Origin of the sequence: Saccharopolyspora aridisoli (assembly GCF_004348445.1) — a bacterium.
GTDB lineage: Bacteria > Actinomycetota > Actinomycetes > Mycobacteriales > Pseudonocardiaceae > Saccharopolyspora > Saccharopolyspora aridisoli.
The window spans coordinates 1-18,755 of sequence record NZ_SMKV01000006.1 but is presented as its reverse complement, the minus strand read 5'-3'; the positions used below and the strand labels follow the sequence as shown (position 1 = coordinate 18,755).

Annotated in this window: 20 protein-coding genes; 17 read left to right on the top strand and 3 right to left on the bottom strand. The window is 70.8% G+C overall.

The annotated features are described in order from the left end of the window. Complete coding sequence (locus E1161_RS06285; RefSeq protein WP_132620565.1) at positions 1 to 534, top strand: phospholipase domain-containing protein; 534 nt, start codon at positions 1 to 3, stop codon at positions 532 to 534. Positions 535 to 593: 59 nt separating this feature from the next. Here E1161_RS06285 and E1161_RS06280 read toward each other — a convergent pair whose 3' ends face one another. Continuing rightward, positions 594 to 1,937: a cation:dicarboxylate symporter family transporter gene (locus tag E1161_RS06280; protein WP_132620563.1), complete on the bottom strand. Its 1,344-nt coding sequence runs from the start codon at positions 1,935 to 1,937 to the stop codon at positions 594 to 596. 156 nt (positions 1,938 to 2,093) lie between these two features. Between E1161_RS06280 and E1161_RS06275 the strand changes: the two genes are divergently transcribed. Together E1161_RS06275 and E1161_RS06270 are read left to right on the top strand one after the other, a co-directional pair. Further along, complete coding sequence (locus E1161_RS06275; protein ID WP_132620561.1) at positions 2,094 to 3,671, top strand: ATP-binding protein; 1,578 nt, start codon at positions 2,094 to 2,096, stop codon at positions 3,669 to 3,671. Continuing rightward, a complete protein-coding gene (locus E1161_RS06270; protein WP_132620559.1) occupies positions 3,668 to 4,348 on the top strand; it encodes a response regulator in 681 nt (226 codons plus the stop codon). The genes E1161_RS06275 and E1161_RS06270 overlap by 4 nt, the downstream gene beginning before the upstream one ends. Before the next feature lie 157 nt (positions 4,349 to 4,505). On the opposite strand, the gene soxR is transcribed toward E1161_RS06270, so the two are convergent. After that, positions 4,506 to 4,967, bottom strand: coding sequence for a redox-sensitive transcriptional activator SoxR (gene soxR, locus E1161_RS06265; protein WP_132620557.1), 462 nt, complete (start codon positions 4,965 to 4,967; stop codon positions 4,506 to 4,508). A gap of 85 nt (positions 4,968 to 5,052) precedes the next feature. Here soxR and E1161_RS06260 point away from each other — a divergent pair, with 85 nt between their 5' ends. From E1161_RS06260 to hisI, 8 genes are all read left to right on the top strand, one after another. After that, entirely contained in the window at positions 5,053 to 5,754 is a 702-nt protein-coding gene (locus E1161_RS06260) for a thiamine pyrophosphate-dependent enzyme (protein ID WP_132620555.1), read from the top strand. Further along, positions 5,751 to 6,662: a transketolase family protein gene (locus tag E1161_RS06255; RefSeq protein WP_132620553.1), complete on the top strand. Its 912-nt coding sequence runs from the start codon at positions 5,751 to 5,753 to the stop codon at positions 6,660 to 6,662. Before E1161_RS06260 ends, E1161_RS06255 begins: the two co-directional genes overlap by 4 nt. Positions 6,663 to 6,680: 18 nt before the next feature. After that, a complete protein-coding gene (hisH, locus tag E1161_RS06250; RefSeq protein WP_132620551.1) occupies positions 6,681 to 7,310 on the top strand; it encodes an imidazole glycerol phosphate synthase subunit HisH in 630 nt (209 codons plus the stop codon). Further along, entirely contained in the window at positions 7,307 to 7,507 is a 201-nt protein-coding gene (locus E1161_RS06245; protein ID WP_132620549.1) for a hypothetical protein, read from the top strand. Before hisH ends, E1161_RS06245 begins: the two co-directional genes overlap by 4 nt. A gap of 143 nt (positions 7,508 to 7,650) precedes the next feature. Beyond that, positions 7,651 to 8,382, top strand: coding sequence for a bifunctional 1-(5-phosphoribosyl)-5-((5-phosphoribosylamino)methylideneamino)imidazole-4-carboxamide isomerase/phosphoribosylanthranilate isomerase PriA (gene priA / locus E1161_RS06240; RefSeq protein WP_132620547.1), 732 nt, complete (start codon positions 7,651 to 7,653; stop codon positions 8,380 to 8,382). A gap of 106 nt (positions 8,383 to 8,488) precedes the next feature. Continuing rightward, on the top strand, positions 8,489 to 9,943 hold the full coding sequence (locus E1161_RS06235; protein ID WP_132620545.1) for an alpha/beta fold hydrolase: 1,455 nt from the start codon (positions 8,489 to 8,491) through the stop codon (positions 9,941 to 9,943). Between the two features lie 78 nt (positions 9,944 to 10,021). Then, positions 10,022 to 10,795 (top strand): imidazole glycerol phosphate synthase subunit HisF, encoded by a 774-nt coding sequence (gene hisF / locus E1161_RS06230; RefSeq protein WP_132620543.1) that lies wholly within the window; start codon positions 10,022 to 10,024, stop codon positions 10,793 to 10,795. Next, complete coding sequence (gene hisI / locus E1161_RS06225; protein WP_132620542.1) at positions 10,792 to 11,142, top strand: phosphoribosyl-AMP cyclohydrolase; 351 nt, start codon at positions 10,792 to 10,794, stop codon at positions 11,140 to 11,142. The genes hisF and hisI overlap by 4 nt, the downstream gene beginning before the upstream one ends. Before the next feature lie 13 nt (positions 11,143 to 11,155). Here hisI and E1161_RS06220 read toward each other — a convergent pair whose 3' ends face one another. Then, the gene (locus E1161_RS06220) at positions 11,156 to 11,770 is read right to left on the bottom strand and encodes a TetR/AcrR family transcriptional regulator (RefSeq protein WP_235874825.1); all 615 of its coding nucleotides are present in this window, start codon (positions 11,768 to 11,770) and stop codon (positions 11,156 to 11,158) included. A gap of 85 nt (positions 11,771 to 11,855) precedes the next feature. On the opposite strand from E1161_RS06220, the gene E1161_RS06215 reads away from it, so the two are divergent. The 6 genes from E1161_RS06215 (at position 11,856) to lgt (ending at position 18,504) form a co-directional block, all read left to right on the top strand. Beyond that, a complete protein-coding gene (locus E1161_RS06215; RefSeq protein ID WP_132620538.1) occupies positions 11,856 to 13,418 on the top strand; it encodes an anthranilate synthase component I in 1,563 nt (520 codons plus the stop codon). Then, complete coding sequence (locus E1161_RS06210) at positions 13,402 to 14,007, top strand: Trp biosynthesis-associated membrane protein (RefSeq protein WP_132620536.1); 606 nt, start codon at positions 13,402 to 13,404, stop codon at positions 14,005 to 14,007. Before E1161_RS06215 ends, E1161_RS06210 begins: the two co-directional genes overlap by 17 nt. A gap of 266 nt (positions 14,008 to 14,273) precedes the next feature. After that, positions 14,274 to 15,086, top strand: a complete 813-nt coding sequence (gene trpC / locus E1161_RS06205; protein ID WP_132620534.1) for an indole-3-glycerol phosphate synthase TrpC — start codon at positions 14,274 to 14,276, stop codon at positions 15,084 to 15,086. Between the two features lie 40 nt (positions 15,087 to 15,126). After that, positions 15,127 to 16,383, top strand: coding sequence for a tryptophan synthase subunit beta (gene trpB, locus E1161_RS06200; RefSeq protein WP_132620532.1), 1,257 nt, complete (start codon positions 15,127 to 15,129; stop codon positions 16,381 to 16,383). After that, positions 16,383 to 17,162: a tryptophan synthase subunit alpha gene (trpA, locus tag E1161_RS06195; protein WP_132620530.1), complete on the top strand. Its 780-nt coding sequence runs from the start codon at positions 16,383 to 16,385 to the stop codon at positions 17,160 to 17,162. The genes trpB and trpA overlap by 1 nt, the downstream gene beginning before the upstream one ends. A 169-nt stretch (positions 17,163 to 17,331) precedes the next feature. Continuing rightward, a complete protein-coding gene (gene lgt, locus E1161_RS06190) occupies positions 17,332 to 18,504 on the top strand; it encodes a prolipoprotein diacylglyceryl transferase (RefSeq protein WP_132620528.1) in 1,173 nt (390 codons plus the stop codon). Positions 18,505 to 18,755: the final 251 nt, after the last annotated feature.

The following is an 18,755-nucleotide window of genomic DNA, read 5'->3' as shown; positions in this document are numbered from 1 at the left end:
GTGCGCGATTCCTCCGAGACCCCGGTGACCGAGCGGCCCGCCGCCGCGACGGCTCAGCCGCAGGTCGGCGGGGTCGTGGTCGGTGAGACGATCTCGTTGCGCCTGGGCTGCGTGGGCCCCGGCTTCGCGCGCTTCGCGATCCGCACCAGCCACGGCGAACCGCACCACGTGGACGTGCTCGGCGAGAAGTTCGTGCCGGTTCCGGTCGCCTCGCACTACCACTGCACGATCGACGGCCCCGGCGACCTCCGGATGGAGCTCAGCGGCTCCCTGGACGGCCGTGCCGCAGCGATCGAGGTCCAGGCCCGTCACGCCGACCGAGGGCTCAGGCTCGAACTGCGCAACAACGGCCCGCACGAGCTCCAGCTCGACCTGCGAGCCCTCGCCCACGCCGAGCACGACAAGCGCATCCGCGTCGCCGCCGGCGGAGCCCTGCCGGTGTTCTGGCCCGCTCCGCGGGGCCACTACGACCTCGAGGTCACCGCTGCCGAGGACGAGACCTTCCACCGCAGGATCGTCGGCAGAGCCGAGTAGTACCCGGGAAACGCGGAACCGCCCCTCGCGCTGGGCGAAGGGCGGTTCCGGGTTCGGGGTCAGACCTTCTCGGGAGTCTTCTCCTCGGTCACGCCACCGTCATCGACGAACGTCTCCTCGTTGAACGGCGAGTCGCCGGCGAAGACCTGCTGCATCTGGGCGCGGTCGAGCTCCTTGGTCCACGAGCCGATGAGGACCGTGGCCACCGCGTTGCCCGCGAAGTTGGTCAGCGCGCGGGCCTCCGACATGAACCGGTCGATGCCCACGATCAGGCCGACACCGTCGAGCAGCTCCGGGCGGTGCGATTGCAGACCTCCGGCCAAGGTGGCCAAGCCTGCGCCGCTGACGCCCGCCGCGCCCTTCGACGCGACCATCATGAACAGCAGCAGACCGACCTGCTCACCGATCGACAGCGGGTCGCCCAGAGCGCTGGCGATGAACAGCGACGACATCGTCAGGTAGATCATCGTGCCGTCGAGGTTGAACGAGTAGCCGGTGGGAACCGTGATGCCCACGACCGGCTTGCTCACGCCCAGGTGCTCCATCTTCGCGATCAGCCGCGGCAGCGCCGCCTCCGACGACGAGGTCGACACGATGAGCAGGAACTCGCGGCCCAGGTAGCGGAGCAGCGAGAAGATGTTGACCCGCGCGAACAACCACAGCGCCGATCCCAGCACGACGAAGATGAACAGCACGCACGTCGTGTAGAAGCCGAGCATGATCACCGCGAGGCTCTTGAGCGCGTCCACGCCGGTGGCGCCGACCACGGCCGCGATGGCGCCGAACGCGCCGATCGGGGCTGCCCACATGACCATCGCCAGGATCTTGAACACCAGGCGCTGGATGTGCTCGATGCCGCGGAGGATCGGCAGGCCCTTCTCGCCCATGCCCTGCAGCGCGAAACCGGCCAGCAGCGCCACCAGCAGCGTCTGCAGCACCTCGCCCTCGGTCAGGGCGGACACCAGCGTCTTCGGGATGATCCCGAGCAGGAACTCGGTGGTGCTCTGCGCTTCCTCGCCGGCCTGCTCGGCGCCCGAGCCGCGGAGCTCGTCGGTGATCTGCAGACCCTCGCCCGGGTGCAGCACGTTGCCGACTGCCAGGCCGATGACCAGCGCGACCACAGACATGATCAGGAAGTAGGCCAGCGCGAGACCGCCGACCCGGCCGACCTTGGCGGCCTTGCGGACGCTTCCGACGCCGAGCACGATCGTGCAGAAGATGATCGGCGAGATCATCATCTTGATCACGTTCACGAATCCGGTGCCCAACGGCTTGAGGGCCTTGCCGACGTCGGGGGCTGCGAAGCCGACGGCGATGCCCGCCACCACGGCGATGATCACCGCGATGTAGAGGTAGTGCGTTCTGTCCCGACGTTTCGTCGGCGCAGCATCATTGCTAGCCACTGTTGAACTCCTTGCGGTGCCGGTGTCTCCGGGTCACATACGATTCACCGTGCGTGTCCCAGGTCACGGAAAGATCTGGACGGAGACTATGCGAGCTTTGCATCAACCCCGTCTCGCTTCTGTTCATTGTGTTCACATCGTCGACATGAGTAAGTGATGTCCAGATACCGGAACCGGTTCTCCCCGCGGTGGAGCCTGGCGCGCCAGCTGTTCGTGCTCCAGATCTTCGTCGTGGCCTTCGTCGTGCTCGCCGGAGCGGCCCTGGCCTGGTACGACGCCGGGCGCCGGACCGAGGACGCCGCGCGCGACAAGGTCGTGGCAGTGGCGCGCACGCTGGCCGCGCAGCCCGCCGTTGCCGACGGCCTGGTCGCGCCCGACCCGACCGCGACCCTGCAGCCGCTGGCGGAGCGGGTCAGGGCCGACGCGGGGGTCGACTTCATCACGATCATGTCGCCGCAGGGAATCCGCCACACCCACCCCGACCCGTCCCGCATCGGCAAGCCGTTCCGAGGCAACATCGATCCCGATCGGGTGCTCGTCGAGACCTACACCGGCACGCTGGGCCCGTCGGTGCGCGCGGTCGTGCCGGTGCACCGGGGTTCCCAGATGGTGGGACTGGTGGCCGACGGCATCACCGTGCGCGTGCTCACCGACGAGCTGAGCAGGCAGGTGACCGTGCTGGTGCTCGTCGCGGGCGGTGCGCTGCTGCTCGGCGGCGCGCTGACCTACCTGGTCAACGCGCGGATCCGGCGGCACACCCACGGCATGCGCCCGGCGGAGCTGTCGCGGATGTACGAGTACCACGACGCGATCCTGCACGCGGTGCGCGAAGGCCTGCTGCTGGTGGCGCCCGACGGCCGCGTGACGCTGTGCAACGATGGTGCCGCTGTGCTGCTTTCGCTGGATCCCGCCGAGATCGAAGGTGAGCAGGTGTCCGCGCTGGACCTGCCGCCGTCCCTCGTGGACACCCTTGGTCGCCGCGCGGTCCTCGACGAGGTGCACCTGACCGACGACCGGGTGCTGCTGGTCAACGTCTCCGCGGTGCGCAGCGGCGGCCGCGACCTGGGCAGCGTCGTCACGCTGCGGGACCACACCGAGCTGCAGGCGCTCAGCGGTGAGCTCGACTCGATGCGCGGCTTCGCCGAATCGCTGCGCTCCCAGGCCCACGAGTCCGCGAACCGGCTGCACACCGTCGTCTCGCTGATCGAACTGGGACGCGCCGAGGAAGCCGTCGGGTTCGCCACCGCCGAGCTGGACCTCGCGCAGCGGCTCACCGACCAGGTCGTCGGCTCCGTCGGCGAACCGGTGCTGGCCGCGTTGCTGCTGGGCAAGAGCGCCGAGGCTGGGGAGCGGGGTGTCGAGGTGGTGCTCAGCGAGGACACCGAGGTCGACGACGCCGCGCTGGAGCACCTCGACTCCCGGGACCTGGTGACCATCCTCGGGAACTTGATCGACAACGCCGTGGAGGCCGTGGCCGATCGGCCGGGCCCGCGCGTCGAGGTGACCATACGATCCACATCGGACGAATTGCTGATCCGGGTCGCCGACAACGGACCCGGTGTCCCCGCCGACACCTCCGAGCTGTTCCGGCGCGGCTGGTCGACGAAGTCCGACGACCGCGGCCTCGGGCTGGCCCTGGTCGGGCAGAGCGTGCGGCGGCACGGCGGCACCGTCGGCGTCGGTGGCGATGACGGTGCGGTGTTCACCGTCCGGCTCCCGGGGGCGTCGCGGTGATCTCGGTTCTGGTGGTCGAGGACGACCCGGTGGCCGGCGAGGCCCACGAGGCCTACGTCAACCGCGTCGAGGGCTTCACCGTGGCCGGGCGGGTCCGCACCGGTCAGTCCGCGCTGCAGTTCGTCGAGCACACCTCGGTGGACCTGGTTCTGCTGGACTTGCGGCTACCGGACATGGACGGGCTCCAGGTGGCCCGCGCGCTGCGCACCGCCGGACTGCCCATCGACGTCATCGCGGTGACCTCGGCGCGGGATCTGAAGGTGGTGCGCGCTGCGGTGTCCAGCGGTGTCGTGCAGTACCTGCTCAAGCCGTTCACCTTCGCCGCCATGCGCGAGAAGCTGGAGCACTACGCCCGCTTCCGCGCCACCCTCGGCCAGGACCGCGAGGTCCAGGGTCAGGCCGAGATCGACCGCGCCTTCTCCACGCTCCGGGGAGTGCACCGAGCGGCCCTGCCCAAAGGCATGGGCGAGGAAACCCTCGCCGCGATCGTCACCGCCCTCCGGGCCATGCCCTCCGGAGGCTCAGCGGGCGCCGTGGGCGAAGCCGCCGGTGTCTCCCGCGTCACCGCCCGCCGCTACCTCGAATACCTCGCCGGTACCGGCATGGTCGAACGCCTCCCCACCTACGGCGCGGTCGGCCGCCCGGAGATGACCTACACCTGGACAGGCGAATCCTGACCGATCCCACGGGTTCCGACCCCACCCGGTCACCTCCGGTACCGGATCTCAGTGGGAATCAGGACCCCGATTTCCACTGGAATCCTGGTGATCGGCCGGTGGGGACGTTGGTGGTGATCAGCTGGTGGGAGTGTTGTTCTTCGGCCGGGGCGCGGGGTCAGGTCGCGTGGTCGGACTCGGGGCGGAGGAGGGGGGCTCCTGGGCCGTTCTCGGCTTGGCGGTCGTCGGGGTTGTTGAGGATGCAGGTGCGCAGCGACAGGCAGCCGCAGCCGATGCAGCCGGTGAGGTTGTCCCGCAGCCGTTGCAGGCCGTCGATGCGGGCGTCGAGCTCGTCGCGCCATCGGCGGGAGAGCCGGGACCAGTCGGTCTTGGTGGGCGCGTGGTCGTCGGGGAGCGTGGCGAGGGCCTCGGAGATCTGCTCCAGGCTCAGACCGACCCGCTGCGCGGCGCGGATGAACGCCAGCCGGCGCAGCACGGCCCGCTGGTAGCGGCGCTGGTTCCCGGTGGTGCGGGTGGAGCTGATCAGGCCGCGTTCCTCGTAGAAGCGCAGCGCGGTCTGGGCGACTCCGCTGCGGTGCGCGACCTCCCCGATGGTCAGCAGGGCGGGTAGTTTCGTCACGCTGGCAAGGCTAGCTCAAACCTTCAGTATGGTGGAGGATTCCGCGCTTGACTTCGACTTAACTCGAAGTCCCATCCTGGTGCGCATGGCGATCAGGACGGACTACCAACACGCGGACCTGCGTCCGCTGATGACCAGGATGACCGGCGACGAGAAGCACGACTCCGCCGCCACCTCCACCCTCGACGTGCTGTGGGTGCTCTACGACCAGGTCCTGTCGGTCGACCCGGACCGCGTCGACGATCCGCAGCGCGACCGGTTCCTGCTGTCCAAGGGGCACGGGCCGATGGCCTACTACGCGGTCCTGGCCGCCAAGGGCTTCCTCGACCCGGCCGAACTGGACCGCTTCGGCGAGTTCGACTCCCGACTGGGCTTCCACCCCGACCGGATGCTGGCGCCCGGCGTGGAGATCGGCAGCGGCTCGCTCGGGCACGGCCTCCCGCTCGCCCTCGGCGTGACTCTGGGGCTGCGCGCGCGGGGGCTCGATCGGCCGCGCGTGGTCGTGCTCGTCGGCGACGCCGAACTGGACGAGGGGAGCAACCACGAGGCAATCCAGGTCGCCGGGCGCTGGGGACTGGGCCGGCTGACCACCGTGGTGATCGACAACCGCTCGTCCAGCACCGGCTGGCCCGGCGGCATCGCCGACCGCTTCGCGCGCGAGGGCTGGGCGACCCGCGCGGTCGACGGCCGCGACCACACCGCGCTCCACCAGGCGCTGAGCGCCACCTCCACCGACCGCCCCCTCGCGGTGGTCGCCGAGGTCGAGCCCCGAGGGGGGAACCGATGAGCATGCGCGAGCAGTTCGTGCGCACCACCACCGAGGCCATGGACGCCGACCCGAGGGTCGCGCTGGTGCTGGCGGAGATCTCCGCCGACCGCTTCACCGACGCCCTCGACCGGCACGCCGACCGCGTGTTCAACGTCGGCATCCGGGAGCAGGCCATGGTCGGTGTCGCCGGGGGACTGGCCCTGGCGGGGATGCGGCCGGTGCTGCACTCGATCACGCCGTTCGTCGTGGAACGACCCTTCGAGCAGCTCAAGCTCGACCTCGGCCACCAGGGAGTCGGGGCGATCGCGGTGAGCACCGGCGCCTCCTACGACTACCCGGCGGCCGGGCGCACCCACATGGCTCCGGGTGACGTCGCGCTGATCGACACGCTGCCCGGCTGGACCGTGCACGTGCCCGGCCACCCTGACGAGGTCGATGCCCTGCTGAGTCGCGAGTTCGCCCACGACGGCCCGGTCTACCTGCGACTGTCCGATCGCGCGAACGTCGAACCGCTGGTGACCGGGCCCGGCTGGCACCCGGTGCGGCACGGCCGCGACGGCGTTGTGCTGGCCGTGGGCCCGATTCTCGCGCCGGTGCTGGCGGCCACCGCCGCGATGGACGTCACCGTCCTCTACACCGCCACGATCCGGCCCTTCGACGCCGACGGGCTGCGCGCCGCCGTCCGCACCGCGAGCCCGGACGTCGTGCTCGTCGAGCCCTACCTGAGGGGCACCTCCGCCCACGAGGTCGCCGAGGCGCTGGCCGACACCCCGCACCGGGTGCTGTCGCTGGGCGTGCGCCGGGACCGGGAGCTGCGCGCCTACGGCACCGCGGACGAGCACGAGGCCGCGCACGGCCTCGGACCGACCGGCATCGCGGGCGAGGTGGCGCACTTCCTGCACGGGGCCGGAGAACGGGTCGCGTGAGGCCGGTAGCCTGAACCCGTGGCACGAGTCGTCATCTTGGACTACGGATCAGGCAACCTCCGCTCCGCCGAACGCGCTCTCCAGCGCGCGGGCGCCGACGTCGAGGTGACCGCTGACCATCGTGCCGCCGTCGAGGCGCAGGGCTTGGTGGTCCCGGGCGTCGGCGCGTTCGCGGCCTGCATGGAAGGGCTGCTCGCGGTCGGCGGCGACAAGATCATCGACCAGCGGCTCTCCGGTGGTCGACCGGTGCTGGGCATCTGCGTGGGCATGCAGGTGCTGTTCGGGCAGGGCGTGGAGCACGGTGTGCAGGCTGACGGATGCGGCCAGTGGCCCGGCACCGTGGAGCGGCTGCAGGCCGACGTGCTGCCCCACATGGGCTGGAACACCGTCCAGGCGCCGAGCGACAGCGTGCTGTTCGCCGGCCTGGACGCCGACGCCCGCTTCTACTTCGTGCACTCCTTCGCGGTCCGCAAGTGGGAGCTGGAGAGCTCCGACGCGATCGCCACCCCCCAGGTGACCTGGGCAGAGCACGGCGAGCCGTTCGTGGCCGCCGTCGAGAACGGAGCACTGATGGCCACCCAGTTCCACCCGGAGAAGTCCGGCGACGCCGGTGCCCGGCTGCTGCGCAACTGGCTGGAAGCCCTGTGACCCGCCGGCACGGGCTGTTCGGCCCGAACGCGGTCCGGATCATCGCGCTGGTGCTCGCGGTCGGCATGGCCTCGACCGTCGGCGCCCCGTACCTGATCCAGGCGGGTGTTCCCCTGCTGGGCGTGGTCGCGCTGAGCCTGCTGGTCTTCGCCGTTCCGCTGGTGGCCATCCTCCGCAGCGAGAAGTCCCGCCGCTGACCTTCGCGGACGGTCCCGGCTTCGGATACCGCGCGAGGGACCCGACCCCGCGGTCGGGACTCCACCTGGCGCGGCTGCGAAGGGGCAGGCGGAGGTGGTGGCCGGGTGTTCGGGCGCGACGCGGCGTCATTAGGGTTGTGGGCGTGAGCTTCACTCTGCTTCCCGCTGTTGACGTTGCCGATGGGCAGGCCGTCCGCCTCGTGCAGGGCGCCGCCGGTACCGAAACCTCCTACGGTGATCCGCTGGAGGCCGCGCTGACCTGGCAGCGCGCGGGTGCGGAGTGGGTCCACCTGGTCGACCTCGACGCCGCGTTCGGCCGCGGCAGCAACCGCGAGCTGCTGGCCGAGGTCACCGGGGAGCTGGACGTGCAGGTCGAGCTCTCCGGCGGCATCCGCGACGACGCCTCCCTGGAAGCCGCGCTGGCCACCGGCTGCGCGCGGGTCAACCTCGGCACCGCCGCGTTGGAGAACCCGGAGTGGGCCGACCGCGTGGTGGCCGAGTACGGCGACCGGGTGGCCGTCGGGTTGGACGTGCGCATCACCGAGCAGGGCCACCGCCTGGCCGCGCGCGGCTGGACCAAGGACGGCGGCGACCTGTGGGAGGTGCTGGCCCGACTCGACGCCGCCGGATGCCGCCGCTACGTCGTCACCGACGTCAGCAAGGACGGCACCCTGCAGGGCCCGAACACCGAGCTGCTGCACGAGGTCTGCTCCCGCACCGACGCCCCGGTGATCGCCTCCGGCGGGGTGTCGAGCGTCGACGACCTCGTCGCGCTGTCGAAGCTCGCCTCGGCCGGTCTGGAGGGCTCGATCGTCGGCAAGGCCCTCTACGCCCAGAACTTCACCCTCGAAGAGGCACTGGCGGCCGTTCGCTGAAACTCCGGACCTCCTCCGGGAAAACCCTGATCGACTCCGTCGCCTGAGATCACCACGGTGGTGGTCGTGATCCGAAGCACGGATCCGACCACCCTGGAGGAACTCGATGCGACGATTGCTGGGGGCCTTGCTGGCCGTCGGAGTCACGGCGGGCGCGGCCGCGCCCGCCTACGCCGAACCCGCCCTGGACTGGCAGCCCTGCGCGCAGAACGCCGAGGTCGAGTGCTCGACCGTGCGGGTCCCGCTGGACTGGGCGAACCCGCATGGCGAGCAGATCGAGATCGCCGTGGCCCGGCGTCCCGCGACCGATCCGGAGAACCGCATCGGCACGCTGGTCCACATGCCCGGCGGCCCGGGCGGCACCGGAGTGGATCCGCTGGTCGCCGCCAATCCCTTCGCGCCCGACCTGGCCGCCCGGTTCGACGTGGTCAGCTTCGACCCGCGCGGATTCGGCGCCAGCCACCCGGTGCAGTGCGATCCCGCGCTGATCGACCAAGCGCCGGACCCCCTCCCGGACGGACCCGAGCACTTCCAGCGGCTGCTCGACCACAACCGCCGCGCTTCCGACGACTGCCGGGCGCGCAGCGGCGCGATCGTCGACCACATGGACACGGCGAGCGCGGCCCGCGACATCGACGCGTTCCGCGCAGCTCTCGGCGAGCAGCAGCTGAACCTCTACGGCATCTCCTACGGGACGCTGACCGGGCAGATGTACGCCGAGCAATTCCCCGAGCGCGTCCGGTCGCTGGTGCTCGACAGCGTCTTCGACCACAGCCAGGACACCGCCGGTTTCCTGGTCACCCAAGCCGAGGCCGCGGAGGACTCGTTCCACGAGTTCGCGAAGTGGTGCGACCGGGACACCGCGTGCGCGCTGCACGGCGAGGACGTCGGCGCGGTCTACGACGAGCTCTACGAGCGGGCCGAGGCCGGTGAGCTGCAGGAGCCGGGCGGTTCCGGGCCGATGACGCCGGTCGAGCTCACCCGCGGAGCCGTCGGCGGCTTCTACGGGCCGAGTTGGCACGCGCTGGCAGCCGAGCTCGACGCCTTGCGCGACAGTGCGCCGATCTCCCCCGCGCAGCATCAGGAGGCGGTCCCGAACCCGGCGGCGGCGTTCTGCAACGACCACCGCATCGAGGTCGATTCCGCCGAGCACTACGCCGAACTGTTCCGGCGGCAGCAGCAGGCGGCCCCGCACGTGCGCGCCGGCGTGGGCGGCGTGGTGGCCCCGTCCTGCCTCGGCTGGCGGGCGCCGGTGCAGAACCCGCAGCACGTTCCGCGAATCCGCACGGACGCACCGGTCCTCATCCTCAACGCCCTGCACGACCCGGCGACGGGGTACAACTGGGCGACCACTGTGGACTCCCACATCGAGCAGGCCACGCTGCTCACCTACGACGGCTGGGGCCACGGCGTCTACGACCGCAACCGGTGCACCCTTGACGCCACGCACACCTACCTGATCGACGGCGTGATGCCCGCCGAAGGCGCCCACTGCCCGGCCGTCCAGCCGGAGGTGCCCGCGGCGGCGAGCCCGGTGGAAACCCCCACCGCACCTTGGTGACGAACGGTCGTCGTGGCCTCGATCATGCGTGGTCGGGGCCACGACGAAGTTCGCGGGCCGTCACCGTAGGCTGGACGCATGGGTGTTGCGGTGCGTGTCATCCCGTGCCTGGACGTGGACCAGGGGCGGGTCGTCAAGGGAATCAACTTCACCGATCTCCGCGATGCCGGTGACCCGGTCGAACTGGCGAACGCCTATGACGCCGAGCACGCCGACGAGCTGACCTTCCTCGACGTCACCGCGTCCTCCTCGGACCGCGAGACGACCTTCGACGTGGTCCGGCGCACCGCCGAGCAGGTGTTCATCCCGCTGACCGTCGGTGGCGGCGTGCGCAGCACCGACGACATCAACCGGCTGCTGCGCGCCGGGGCCGACAAGGTCAGCCTGAACACCGCCGCGATCGCGCGGCCGGAGCTGCTCAACGAGGCCTCGAAGAGGTTCGGCGCGCAGTGCGTGGTGCTGTCGGTCGACGCCCGCCGGGTTCCCGAGGACGGGCAGCCCACGCCGTCCGGTTTCGAGGTCACCACGCACGGTGGACGCCGGGGCACCGGCATCTGCGCCGTCGAGTGGGCCGCGAAGGGGCAGCAGCTGGGCGTCGGCGAGATCCTGCTGAACTCGATGGACGCCGACGGCACCAAGGCCGGTTTCGACCTCGAGATGATCCGCGCGGTGCGCGAGGTCGTCGAGGTGCCGCTGATCGCCAGCGGCGGGGCCGGCGCGGTGGAGCACTTCGCTCCCGCCGTGCACGCCGGGGCGGACGCGGTGCTGGCCGCCAGCGTCTTCCACTTCGGACAACTGCGCATCGGCGAGGTCAAGGACGCGATGCGGGCGGAAGGGATCACGGTCCGATGAGCGAGCTCGACCCGGAGATCGCCGACCGGCTCAAGCGCAACGCCGACGGGCTCGTCGCCGCCATCGCGCAGCAGCGCGGCACCGGCGAGGTGCTGATGATGGCGTGGATGGACGACGAGGCCCTGCACCGCACCCTCACCACCCGCCGCGCCACCTACTTCTCCCGCAGCCGCGGCGCCCACTGGGTCAAGGGCGAGACGTCCGGGCACACCCAGCACGTCCACGAGGTCCGACTCGACTGCGACGGCGACGCGCTGCTGCTGGTCGTCGACCAGCAGGGCGCGGCCTGCCACACCGGCGATCACACCTGCTTCGACGCCGACGTCCTGCTGGCCGTCGAATCCTGAGCAGTCCGCGGTATCAGCTGGAGTTCGTCGTTGACAGGTCCCCGGTGAGGTAGCGCTGGAGGTTGGGGCCGATGGTGGCCGCGACGGTGTCGGCGTCGGCCGAGGCCAGGGGCTCGATGCGGACCACGTAGCGGGCCATGCCCAGGCCGATCAGCTGGGAGCCGCACAGCGCCACCCGCAGCTCCGGGTGGTCGACGTCCAGGACCTTGATCAGCCGGTTGAACAGCACGTTCTGCACGAACTCGCGGAGCATGGTGACGGCCTGCTCGTTGCCAGCGACGCTGCGCATCAGCGCCGCGAACTGCCCGCCGCCGACGGTGTCCCAGGCGGCGACGAACCGGCGCAGGATCCGCTCGGCGATCTGCTCGCGCGGTCCCTCCAGCACCTGGCGGACGATCTCGGCGGGGTTGATCGGGATTTGGACCGCGGCGGTGAACAACCCCTCCTTGCCGCCGAACCAGTGCTTGACCATGGCCGGATCGACTCCGGCGCTGCCCGCGATGGCGCGCACGGTGGCCGCGTCGTAACCCTGCTCGGCGAACACCTCGCGCGCGGCGGTCAGCAGTGCCGCCTTCGTGTCGGCGCCGTGGGGCCTGCGGCCACGCCGCTTCGGTTCGGTCGTGCTCACCCACCCATCCTGGCGGCACCGGCACCGGCGAGGCAAAGCGGAGGTCCCGCACCGGGCCCGACGGGTGCGCGGCACAATGACACCCATGGTCGGCGATGGTGAGATCGGCAGTATCAGCCCAGGACGCGAGGAGTTCCGAACCCTGGCGGCGGACCGCAGGGTGATTCCGGTGGTGCGGCGGTTGCTCGCGGACGACGAAACCCCGCTAGGGGTCTACCGCAAGCTCGCCGGGAACCGACCCGGCACCTTCCTGTTCGAGTCCGCCGAGAACGGTCGATCCTGGTCGCGGTGGTCGTTCATCGGAGCCAGCAGCGCCGCCGCCCTGACCGTCCGCGACGGTGAGGCGCACTGGACCGGCACCCCGCCGGTCGGCCTGCCCAGCAGCGGCGATCCGCTGCAGGCGCTGCGCGAAACCGTCCGCCTGCTGCACACCGACCCCCTTCCCGGCCTGCCGCCGCTGACCGGCGGCATGGTCGGCTACATGGGCTACGACGCCGTGCGCAGGCTGGAGCGGCTGCCCCAGCTGACCGAGGACGACCTGCAGATCCCGGAGATGGTGATGCTGCTGGCCACCGACCTGGCGGCGCTGGACCACCACGAGGGCACGATCACGCTGATCGCCAACGCGGTGAACTGGGACGACAGTCCGGAGCGGGTGGACGCCGCCTACGACGACGCGGTGCGCAGGCTCGACGAGATGACCGAGCGGCTGCAGACCCCGGCGGCGCCCACGGTGGCGACCTTCTCCCGCCCGAAGCCGGACTTCCAGCGCAAGCGCCGGCCCGAGGAGCACCACGCGGCGGTGGAGAAGGCCAAGGAGGCCATCCGCGCGGGCGAGGCGTTCCAGGTGGTCGTCTCGCAGCGCTTCGAAGTGGACACCCAGGCCGACGCGCTGGACATCTACCGGGTGCTGCGCACCACCAACCCGAGCCCGTACATGTACCTGCTGCGGCTGGACGACCCCAACGGCGGCACGCCCTTCGACATCGTCGGCTCCAGCCCGGAATCCCTGGTCACCGTGCACGACGGGCAGGCCACCACGCACCCGATCGCCGGTACCCGCTGGCGCGGCGCCGACGAGGACGAGGACGTGCTGCTGGAGAAGGACCTGCTCAGCGACGAGAAGGAGCGCGCCGAGCACCTGATGCTGGTCGACCTCGGCCGCAACGACCTGGGCCGGGTCTGCAAGCCGGGTTCGGTGCGGGTGGTCGACTTCTTCCGCATCGAGCGCTACAGCCACGTCATGCACATCGTCTCCACGGTCACCGGCCAGCTCGCCGACGACAAGACGGCGTTCGACGCGATCACCGCCTGCTTCCCGGCCGGGACGCTGTCGGGTGCGCCGAAGCCGCGCGCGCTGGAGCTGATCGAGGAGCTGGAGCCGACGCGGCGCGCCCAGTACGGCGGTGTGGTCGGTTACCTGGACTTCGCCGGGGACGCCGACACCGCGATCGCGATCCGCACCGCCCTGGTCCGCGACGGCCGCGCCTACGTGCAGGCCGGTGGCGGCATCGTCGCCGACTCGGACCCGGTCGCCGAGGACCAGGAGTGCCTGAACAAGGCCCGTGCTGTGCTCAACGCCGTGGCCACCGCCGAGACGCTGGCGGCGCCGAGCGACCGGGAGGCGGCCGTTGACCAGCGGGTCTGAGCCCCGGCCGCCCTCGAAGGGGCTGCTGTGGTCGGTGCTGCTGCTGGTGCTCGCGGGTGCCGGTGCGCTGTGGGGAGCCTCGGGGCTGACCTGGCTGAGCCAGCGCTTCCGCACTCCGATGGGCACCGAGACGACCAGCGGCATGACCGGCGCGGTGCTCCGCCCGGAACTGGGTCCGATGGCGTTGGCGGCGCTGGCCGCCGTCGCCGCGGTGCTGGCCACCGGCGGGCTGCTGCGCCGCCTGGTCGGCGTGCTGATCGCGCTGGCCGGTGGGCTGCTGGCCTGGCGCGCCTTCGGGCACTTCAGCGGCGGCTGGTCCACCCACGCCAACGGCGACGTACCGCAGGGCAGCACGCCGATCGGTGAGCTCTCCAGCTCGCCGATCGGGCCGTCGCTCATGGCGCTGGGTGCGTTACTGCTGGTGATCGCGGGTGTGCTGGTGATCGTGCGTGCGGGCCGGATGCCGGCGATGGGCGCGCGCTACTCGGCGCCGGGAGCCGCCAAGGAGCAGAAATCCCAGGATCCGGACAGGCGGCTGTGGAACGAACTGGACGCCGGTCGTGATCCCACGGACGAAGACGATCGCTGAAAGATCTCCAGGGTTGCCAAAACTGCTGTTCGACGTCGTCCGGAGCCGGTGCGTCCTCCTCGCGACAGGACCAAAGGTCCTTGCTGCGCTGGGACTCCCGGCCCACCCCTTGGTAAGGGGGTCGGTCGGTGAGGTTTAGCATCGGCCATGCGACGGCACGGCGGGAAGGGGAGTGTCGTGATCGAGCGCAATGAGTTCAACCGCGCATTCAGCAGGGTCTGGGCATTGCGGGTGAGTGTTCGGGGCACAGCCGGCGAGGTGTTCGCGTGACCGTACTGGAAGACATCATCGAAGGCGTTCGCGAGGATCTCGCGGTGCGCGAATCGGCGATTCCGTTCGACGAGATCAAGCAGCTGTCCGCGGCGGCGACGCCGCCGCACGACGTGCTGGCCGCGCTCAAATCGCAGGGCGTGGGCGTCATCGCCGAGGTCAAGCGGCGCAGCCCGTCCAAGGGCGAGCTGGCTGAGATCGCAGAACCGGCCGATCTCGCCGCCGACTACGCCGACGCGGGTGCCCGCGTGATCAGCGTGCTCACCGAGCAGCGCCGCTTCGGCGGTTCGCTGGCCGACCTGACCGCGGTGCGCAAGCGCGTTCCGGCCACACCGGTCCTGCGCAAGGACTTCGTGGTCAGCCCCTACCAGGTGCACGAGGCCCGCGCGCACGGCGCGGACATGGTGCTGCTGATCGTGGCCGCCCTGGAGCAGAACGTGCTGGAGGCGCTGCTCGATCGGGTGGAGTCGCTGGGCATGGCCGCGCTGGTGGAGGTGCACACCGCCGAGGAGTCCGACCGCGCGTTGGAGGCCGGGGCGAAGATCATTGGCATCAACGCGCGCAACCTGCATACCCTCGAAGTGGACCGCGACGTCTTCGGCAGGATCGCTCCGGGGCTGCCGCAGGACATCCTCAAGGTCGCCGAGTCCGGTGTTCGCGGCCCCAGCGACCTGATGGCCTACGCGGGTTCCGGCGCCGACGCCGTTCTGGTCGGCGAGGGCCTGGTGACCAGCGACAACCCGAAATCGGCGGTCAACCAGCTGGTGACGGCCGGGTCGCACCCGGCATGTCCGCGTCCGAGCCGCTGAGGCTCGACGGCGCGGCGTGCGAAGCACAGGAGGTAAGGCAATGACCGTCGGGGCTGACGCCGCGCGCGCCCACCGCCAGGGCACGCCCGTGCCCGAGGGGCACGATCCGGACGGGCGCGGGCACTTCGGCGAGTACGGCGGCCGGTTCATGCCGGAGGCGCTGATCGCGGCACAGGACGAGCTCGCCGCCGAGTACGCCAAGGCCCAGCAGGACCCGGAGTTCCTCGCCGAGCTCGACGACCTGCTGCGCAACTACGCCGGTCGCCCGTCGCTGCTGACCGAGGCCAAGCGCTTCGCCGAGCACGCGGGCGGCGCCCGCGTGCTGCTCAAGCGCGAGGACCTCAACCACACCGGCTCGCACAAGATCAACAACGTGCTGGGGCAGGCGCTGCTGGTCAAGCGGATGGGCAAGCGCCGCGTCATCGCCGAGACCGGTGCCGGTCAGCACGGCGTGGCCACCGCGACCGCCTGCGCGCTGCTGGGCCTGGAGTGCGTGATCTACATGGGCAAGGTCGACACCGAGCGCCAGGCCCTCAACGTCGCCCGGATGCGGCTGCTCGGCGCCGAGGTCATCCCGGTGGCCAACGGTTCGGCGACGCTCAAGGACGCCATCAACGAGGCGCTGCGCGACTGGGTCGCCAACGTCGACCACACCCACTACCTGCTGGGCACCGCCGCGGGGGCGCACCCGTTCCCGATGATGGTGCGCAACTTCCACCGCGTCATCGGTGACGAGGCCCGCGAGCAGACGCTGGCGATGGCCGGTCGGCTGCCCGACGCTGTCGTGGCCTGCGTCGGCGGCGGTTCGAACGCGATCGGCATCTTCCACGGCTTCATCGACGACGCCGACGTGCGGCTGGTCGGCTACGAGCCCGCCGGTCACGGCATCGAGTCCGGTGAGCACGGCGTGACCCTCGGCGAGGGCACCCCGGGCACGCTGCACGGCGCCCGCTCATACCTGCTCCAGGACGAGGACGGGCAGGTCATCGAGGCGTACTCGATCTCCGCGGGGCTGGACTACCCGGGTGTCGGCCCGGAGCACTCCTACCTCAAGGACACCGGCCGGGCGGAGTACCACTCGGTGACCGACGACGAGGCGATGCAGGCGTTCCAGCTGCTGTCGCGCACCGAGGGCATCATCCCGGCGATCGAGTCCGCGCACGCCCTGGCGGGGGCGATCGAGCTCGGCCAGGAGCTGGGCCCGGACGGGCTCATCGTGGTCAGCCTCTCAGGCCGGGGCGACAAGGACATGGACACTGCGGCGAAGTACTTCGGGCTCGTCGACGAGGAGGCGTGATGAGCCTGCGTGAGGTCTTCCAGGCGTGCCGCGACGAGTCCCGGGCGGCTTTGATCGGGTACCTGCCCGCCGGTTACCCGACCGTCGAGGGCAGCGAGGAGCTGTTCAAGGCGATGATCGACGGTGGCTGCGACCTCGTCGAGGTCGGTTTGCCGTTCTCCGACCCGGTGATGGACGGGCCTACCATCCAGGCCGCCAGCGAGACCTCCCTGCGCGCCGGTTTTCGCGTTCGGCAGGTGTTCGACATCGTCTCCGCCATCGCCGAGGCCGGTGGCAACGCGGTGGTGATGACCTACTGGAACCCCGTGCACCGCTACGGCGTGGACGCCTTCGCCCGCGACCTCCAGGCGGCGGGCGGGCTCGGCGTGATCACCCCGGACCTCATCCCCGACGAGGCCGAGGACTGGATCGCCGCCACCGACGAGCGCGGTGTGGACCGGATCTTCCTGGTCGCACCGTCCTCCACCGAGGAGCGGCTCGCGCTGACCGCCAAGGCCAGCAGCGGTTTCGTCTACGCCACGTCCGTGATGGGCGTGACCGGTGCCCGCGACTCGGTCGGCTCGGCCGCGTCCGGCCTGGTGGAGCGCACCCGCGCGCACACCGATCTGCCGATCGGCGTCGGTCTGGGCGTGCGCTCCCGCGAGCAGGCGGCCGAGGTGGCGCGCTTCGCCGACGGCGTGATCGTCGGCTCGGCGTTCGTGACCAGCGCGGAGCAGGACGGCCCGGAGGGCGTTCGCGCCCTCGCCGCAGACCTCGCAGCGGGCGTGCGCGGAGGCTGAAGCAAGGCAGCACGACTCGAGCAACTGGCACCGCTGCGGGTTCTGAGCGGTTCTGCGGTGATGAGCAGTCCGGAAGGTTCTTCGCCGCCGGGTCACGGGTTCGTCGTCCTGCCGTGATGCTGCACGGGGGGTGCTCACCTGTGGTGGGGCGCCCGATACCGTAAGCGTCGTGAATGCCACGGTTGCCACTTCGGCTAGTCCGCTCCTGGCCAACATCCCGAGCCCTCCGCAGGGGGTTTGGTACATCGGGCCGATCCCGCTGCGCGCGTACGCGCTGTGCATCATCGCCGGCATCGTGCTCGCGGTGTGGATCAGCAACCGTCGCTGGATCGCCCGCGGCGGTCGCGAGGGCACGGTCGTCGACGTCGCGGTGTGGGCGGTGCCGTTCGGCCTCATCGGCGGGCGGCTCTACCACGTGGCCACTGACTGGTACAAGTACTTCGGCCCGGACCGCAACCCGCTGGACGCGTTGAAGGTCTGGGAGGGCGGCCTCGGCATCTGGGGCGCGGTCGCGCTCGGTGCCGTGGGCGCCTGGATCGGCTGCCGCCAGCGAGGCGTGCCGCTGCCCGCGTTCGCCGACACCGTCGCGCCCGGTCTGGTGCTGGCGCAGGCCGTCGGCCGACTGGGCAACTGGTTCAACCAGGAGCTCTACGGCGGTCCGACGGATGTGCCGTGGGGCCTGGAGATCTACCGGCGCATCGACCCGGAGACCGGGCTCGCCGACCCGATCGCGGGCGTGGCGGTCGACCCGACGCCGATCACCGTGGTGCACCCGACGTTCCTGTACGAGCTGCTGTGGAACGTCGGCGTGTTCCTGCTGGTGCTGTGGGCTGATCGCAAGTTCCGGATGGGCCACGGCCGCGTGTTCGCGCTCTACGTCGCCGGGTACACGGCCGGTCGGGTGTGGATCGAGATGATGCGCAGCGACGAGGCGACCCACATCCTGGGCATCCGCATCAACGTCTTCACCTCGGTGGTGGTCCTCCTCGGCGCGGTCATCTACCTCCTCGTCGTCCGGGGCAAGCGCGAAGACCCAGCCCTGCTGGCCGGCAAGCCCTATCCCGAAGACATCCCCTCCACAGCAGAACCCAAGTCGAACGGCGACTCCGAGGCCGACGAGACCGAGGACTCCGACGGAGACGAGACCGAGGGCTCCGACGGAGACGAGACCGGGTCCGGGGAATCCGGCGCCGACGAGCCCGAGACCAAGGACTCCGACGGCGAAGCCAAGGACATCGACGGGGAGACCTCGGAACCGGACGAGGACACCGGTTCGAAGCGGGACGACGACAAAGCCACCAAGTCCGAAGTGGACGACACGGACGCCAAGACCCAGTCCTGACGACCTCACCAGAACCCCAAGAGCCGAGGCCGCGACTCCCCCGGGAGCTCGCGGCCTCGGCTTCTTCACACCCCGGACCGGATTTCAGTGGAAGTCCGGTCCAAGATCTCAGTGGAAGTCGGGCACCGGGATTCAGTGGGAGTCCGGTCCGAGGTCGCGGGTCTCGAACTCCAGTGGAAATCGGGTGCCGGATTTCCGCTGGAATCCCGTCAATCGAGGCGGGTGGGGGCGATGACGGGGGTGCCGTTGGG

Bases quoted from the DNA above. Each gene is read 5' to 3' on its own strand.
- E1161_RS06215 (WP_132620538.1), top strand. From the start codon at position 11,856: ATGGTCGGCGATGGTGAGATCGGCAGTATCAGCCCAGGACGCGAGGAG.
- E1161_RS06260 (WP_132620555.1), top strand. From the start codon at position 5,053: ATGGCGATCAGGACGGACTACCAACACGCGGACCTGCGTCCGCTGATG.
- E1161_RS06235 (WP_132620545.1), top strand. From the start codon at position 8,489: ATGCGACGATTGCTGGGGGCCTTGCTGGCCGTCGGAGTCACGGCGGGC.
- hisI (WP_132620542.1), top strand. From the start codon at position 10,792: ATGAGCGAGCTCGACCCGGAGATCGCCGACCGGCTCAAGCGCAACGCC.
- E1161_RS06255 (WP_132620553.1), top strand. From the start codon at position 5,751: ATGAGCATGCGCGAGCAGTTCGTGCGCACCACCACCGAGGCCATGGAC.
- trpA (WP_132620530.1), top strand. From the start codon at position 16,383: ATGAGCCTGCGTGAGGTCTTCCAGGCGTGCCGCGACGAGTCCCGGGCG.
- hisF (WP_132620543.1), top strand. From the start codon at position 10,022: ATGGGTGTTGCGGTGCGTGTCATCCCGTGCCTGGACGTGGACCAGGGG.
- trpB (WP_132620532.1), top strand. From the start codon at position 15,127: ATGACCGTCGGGGCTGACGCCGCGCGCGCCCACCGCCAGGGCACGCCC.
- E1161_RS06275 (WP_132620561.1), top strand. From the start codon at position 2,094: ATGTCCAGATACCGGAACCGGTTCTCCCCGCGGTGGAGCCTGGCGCGC.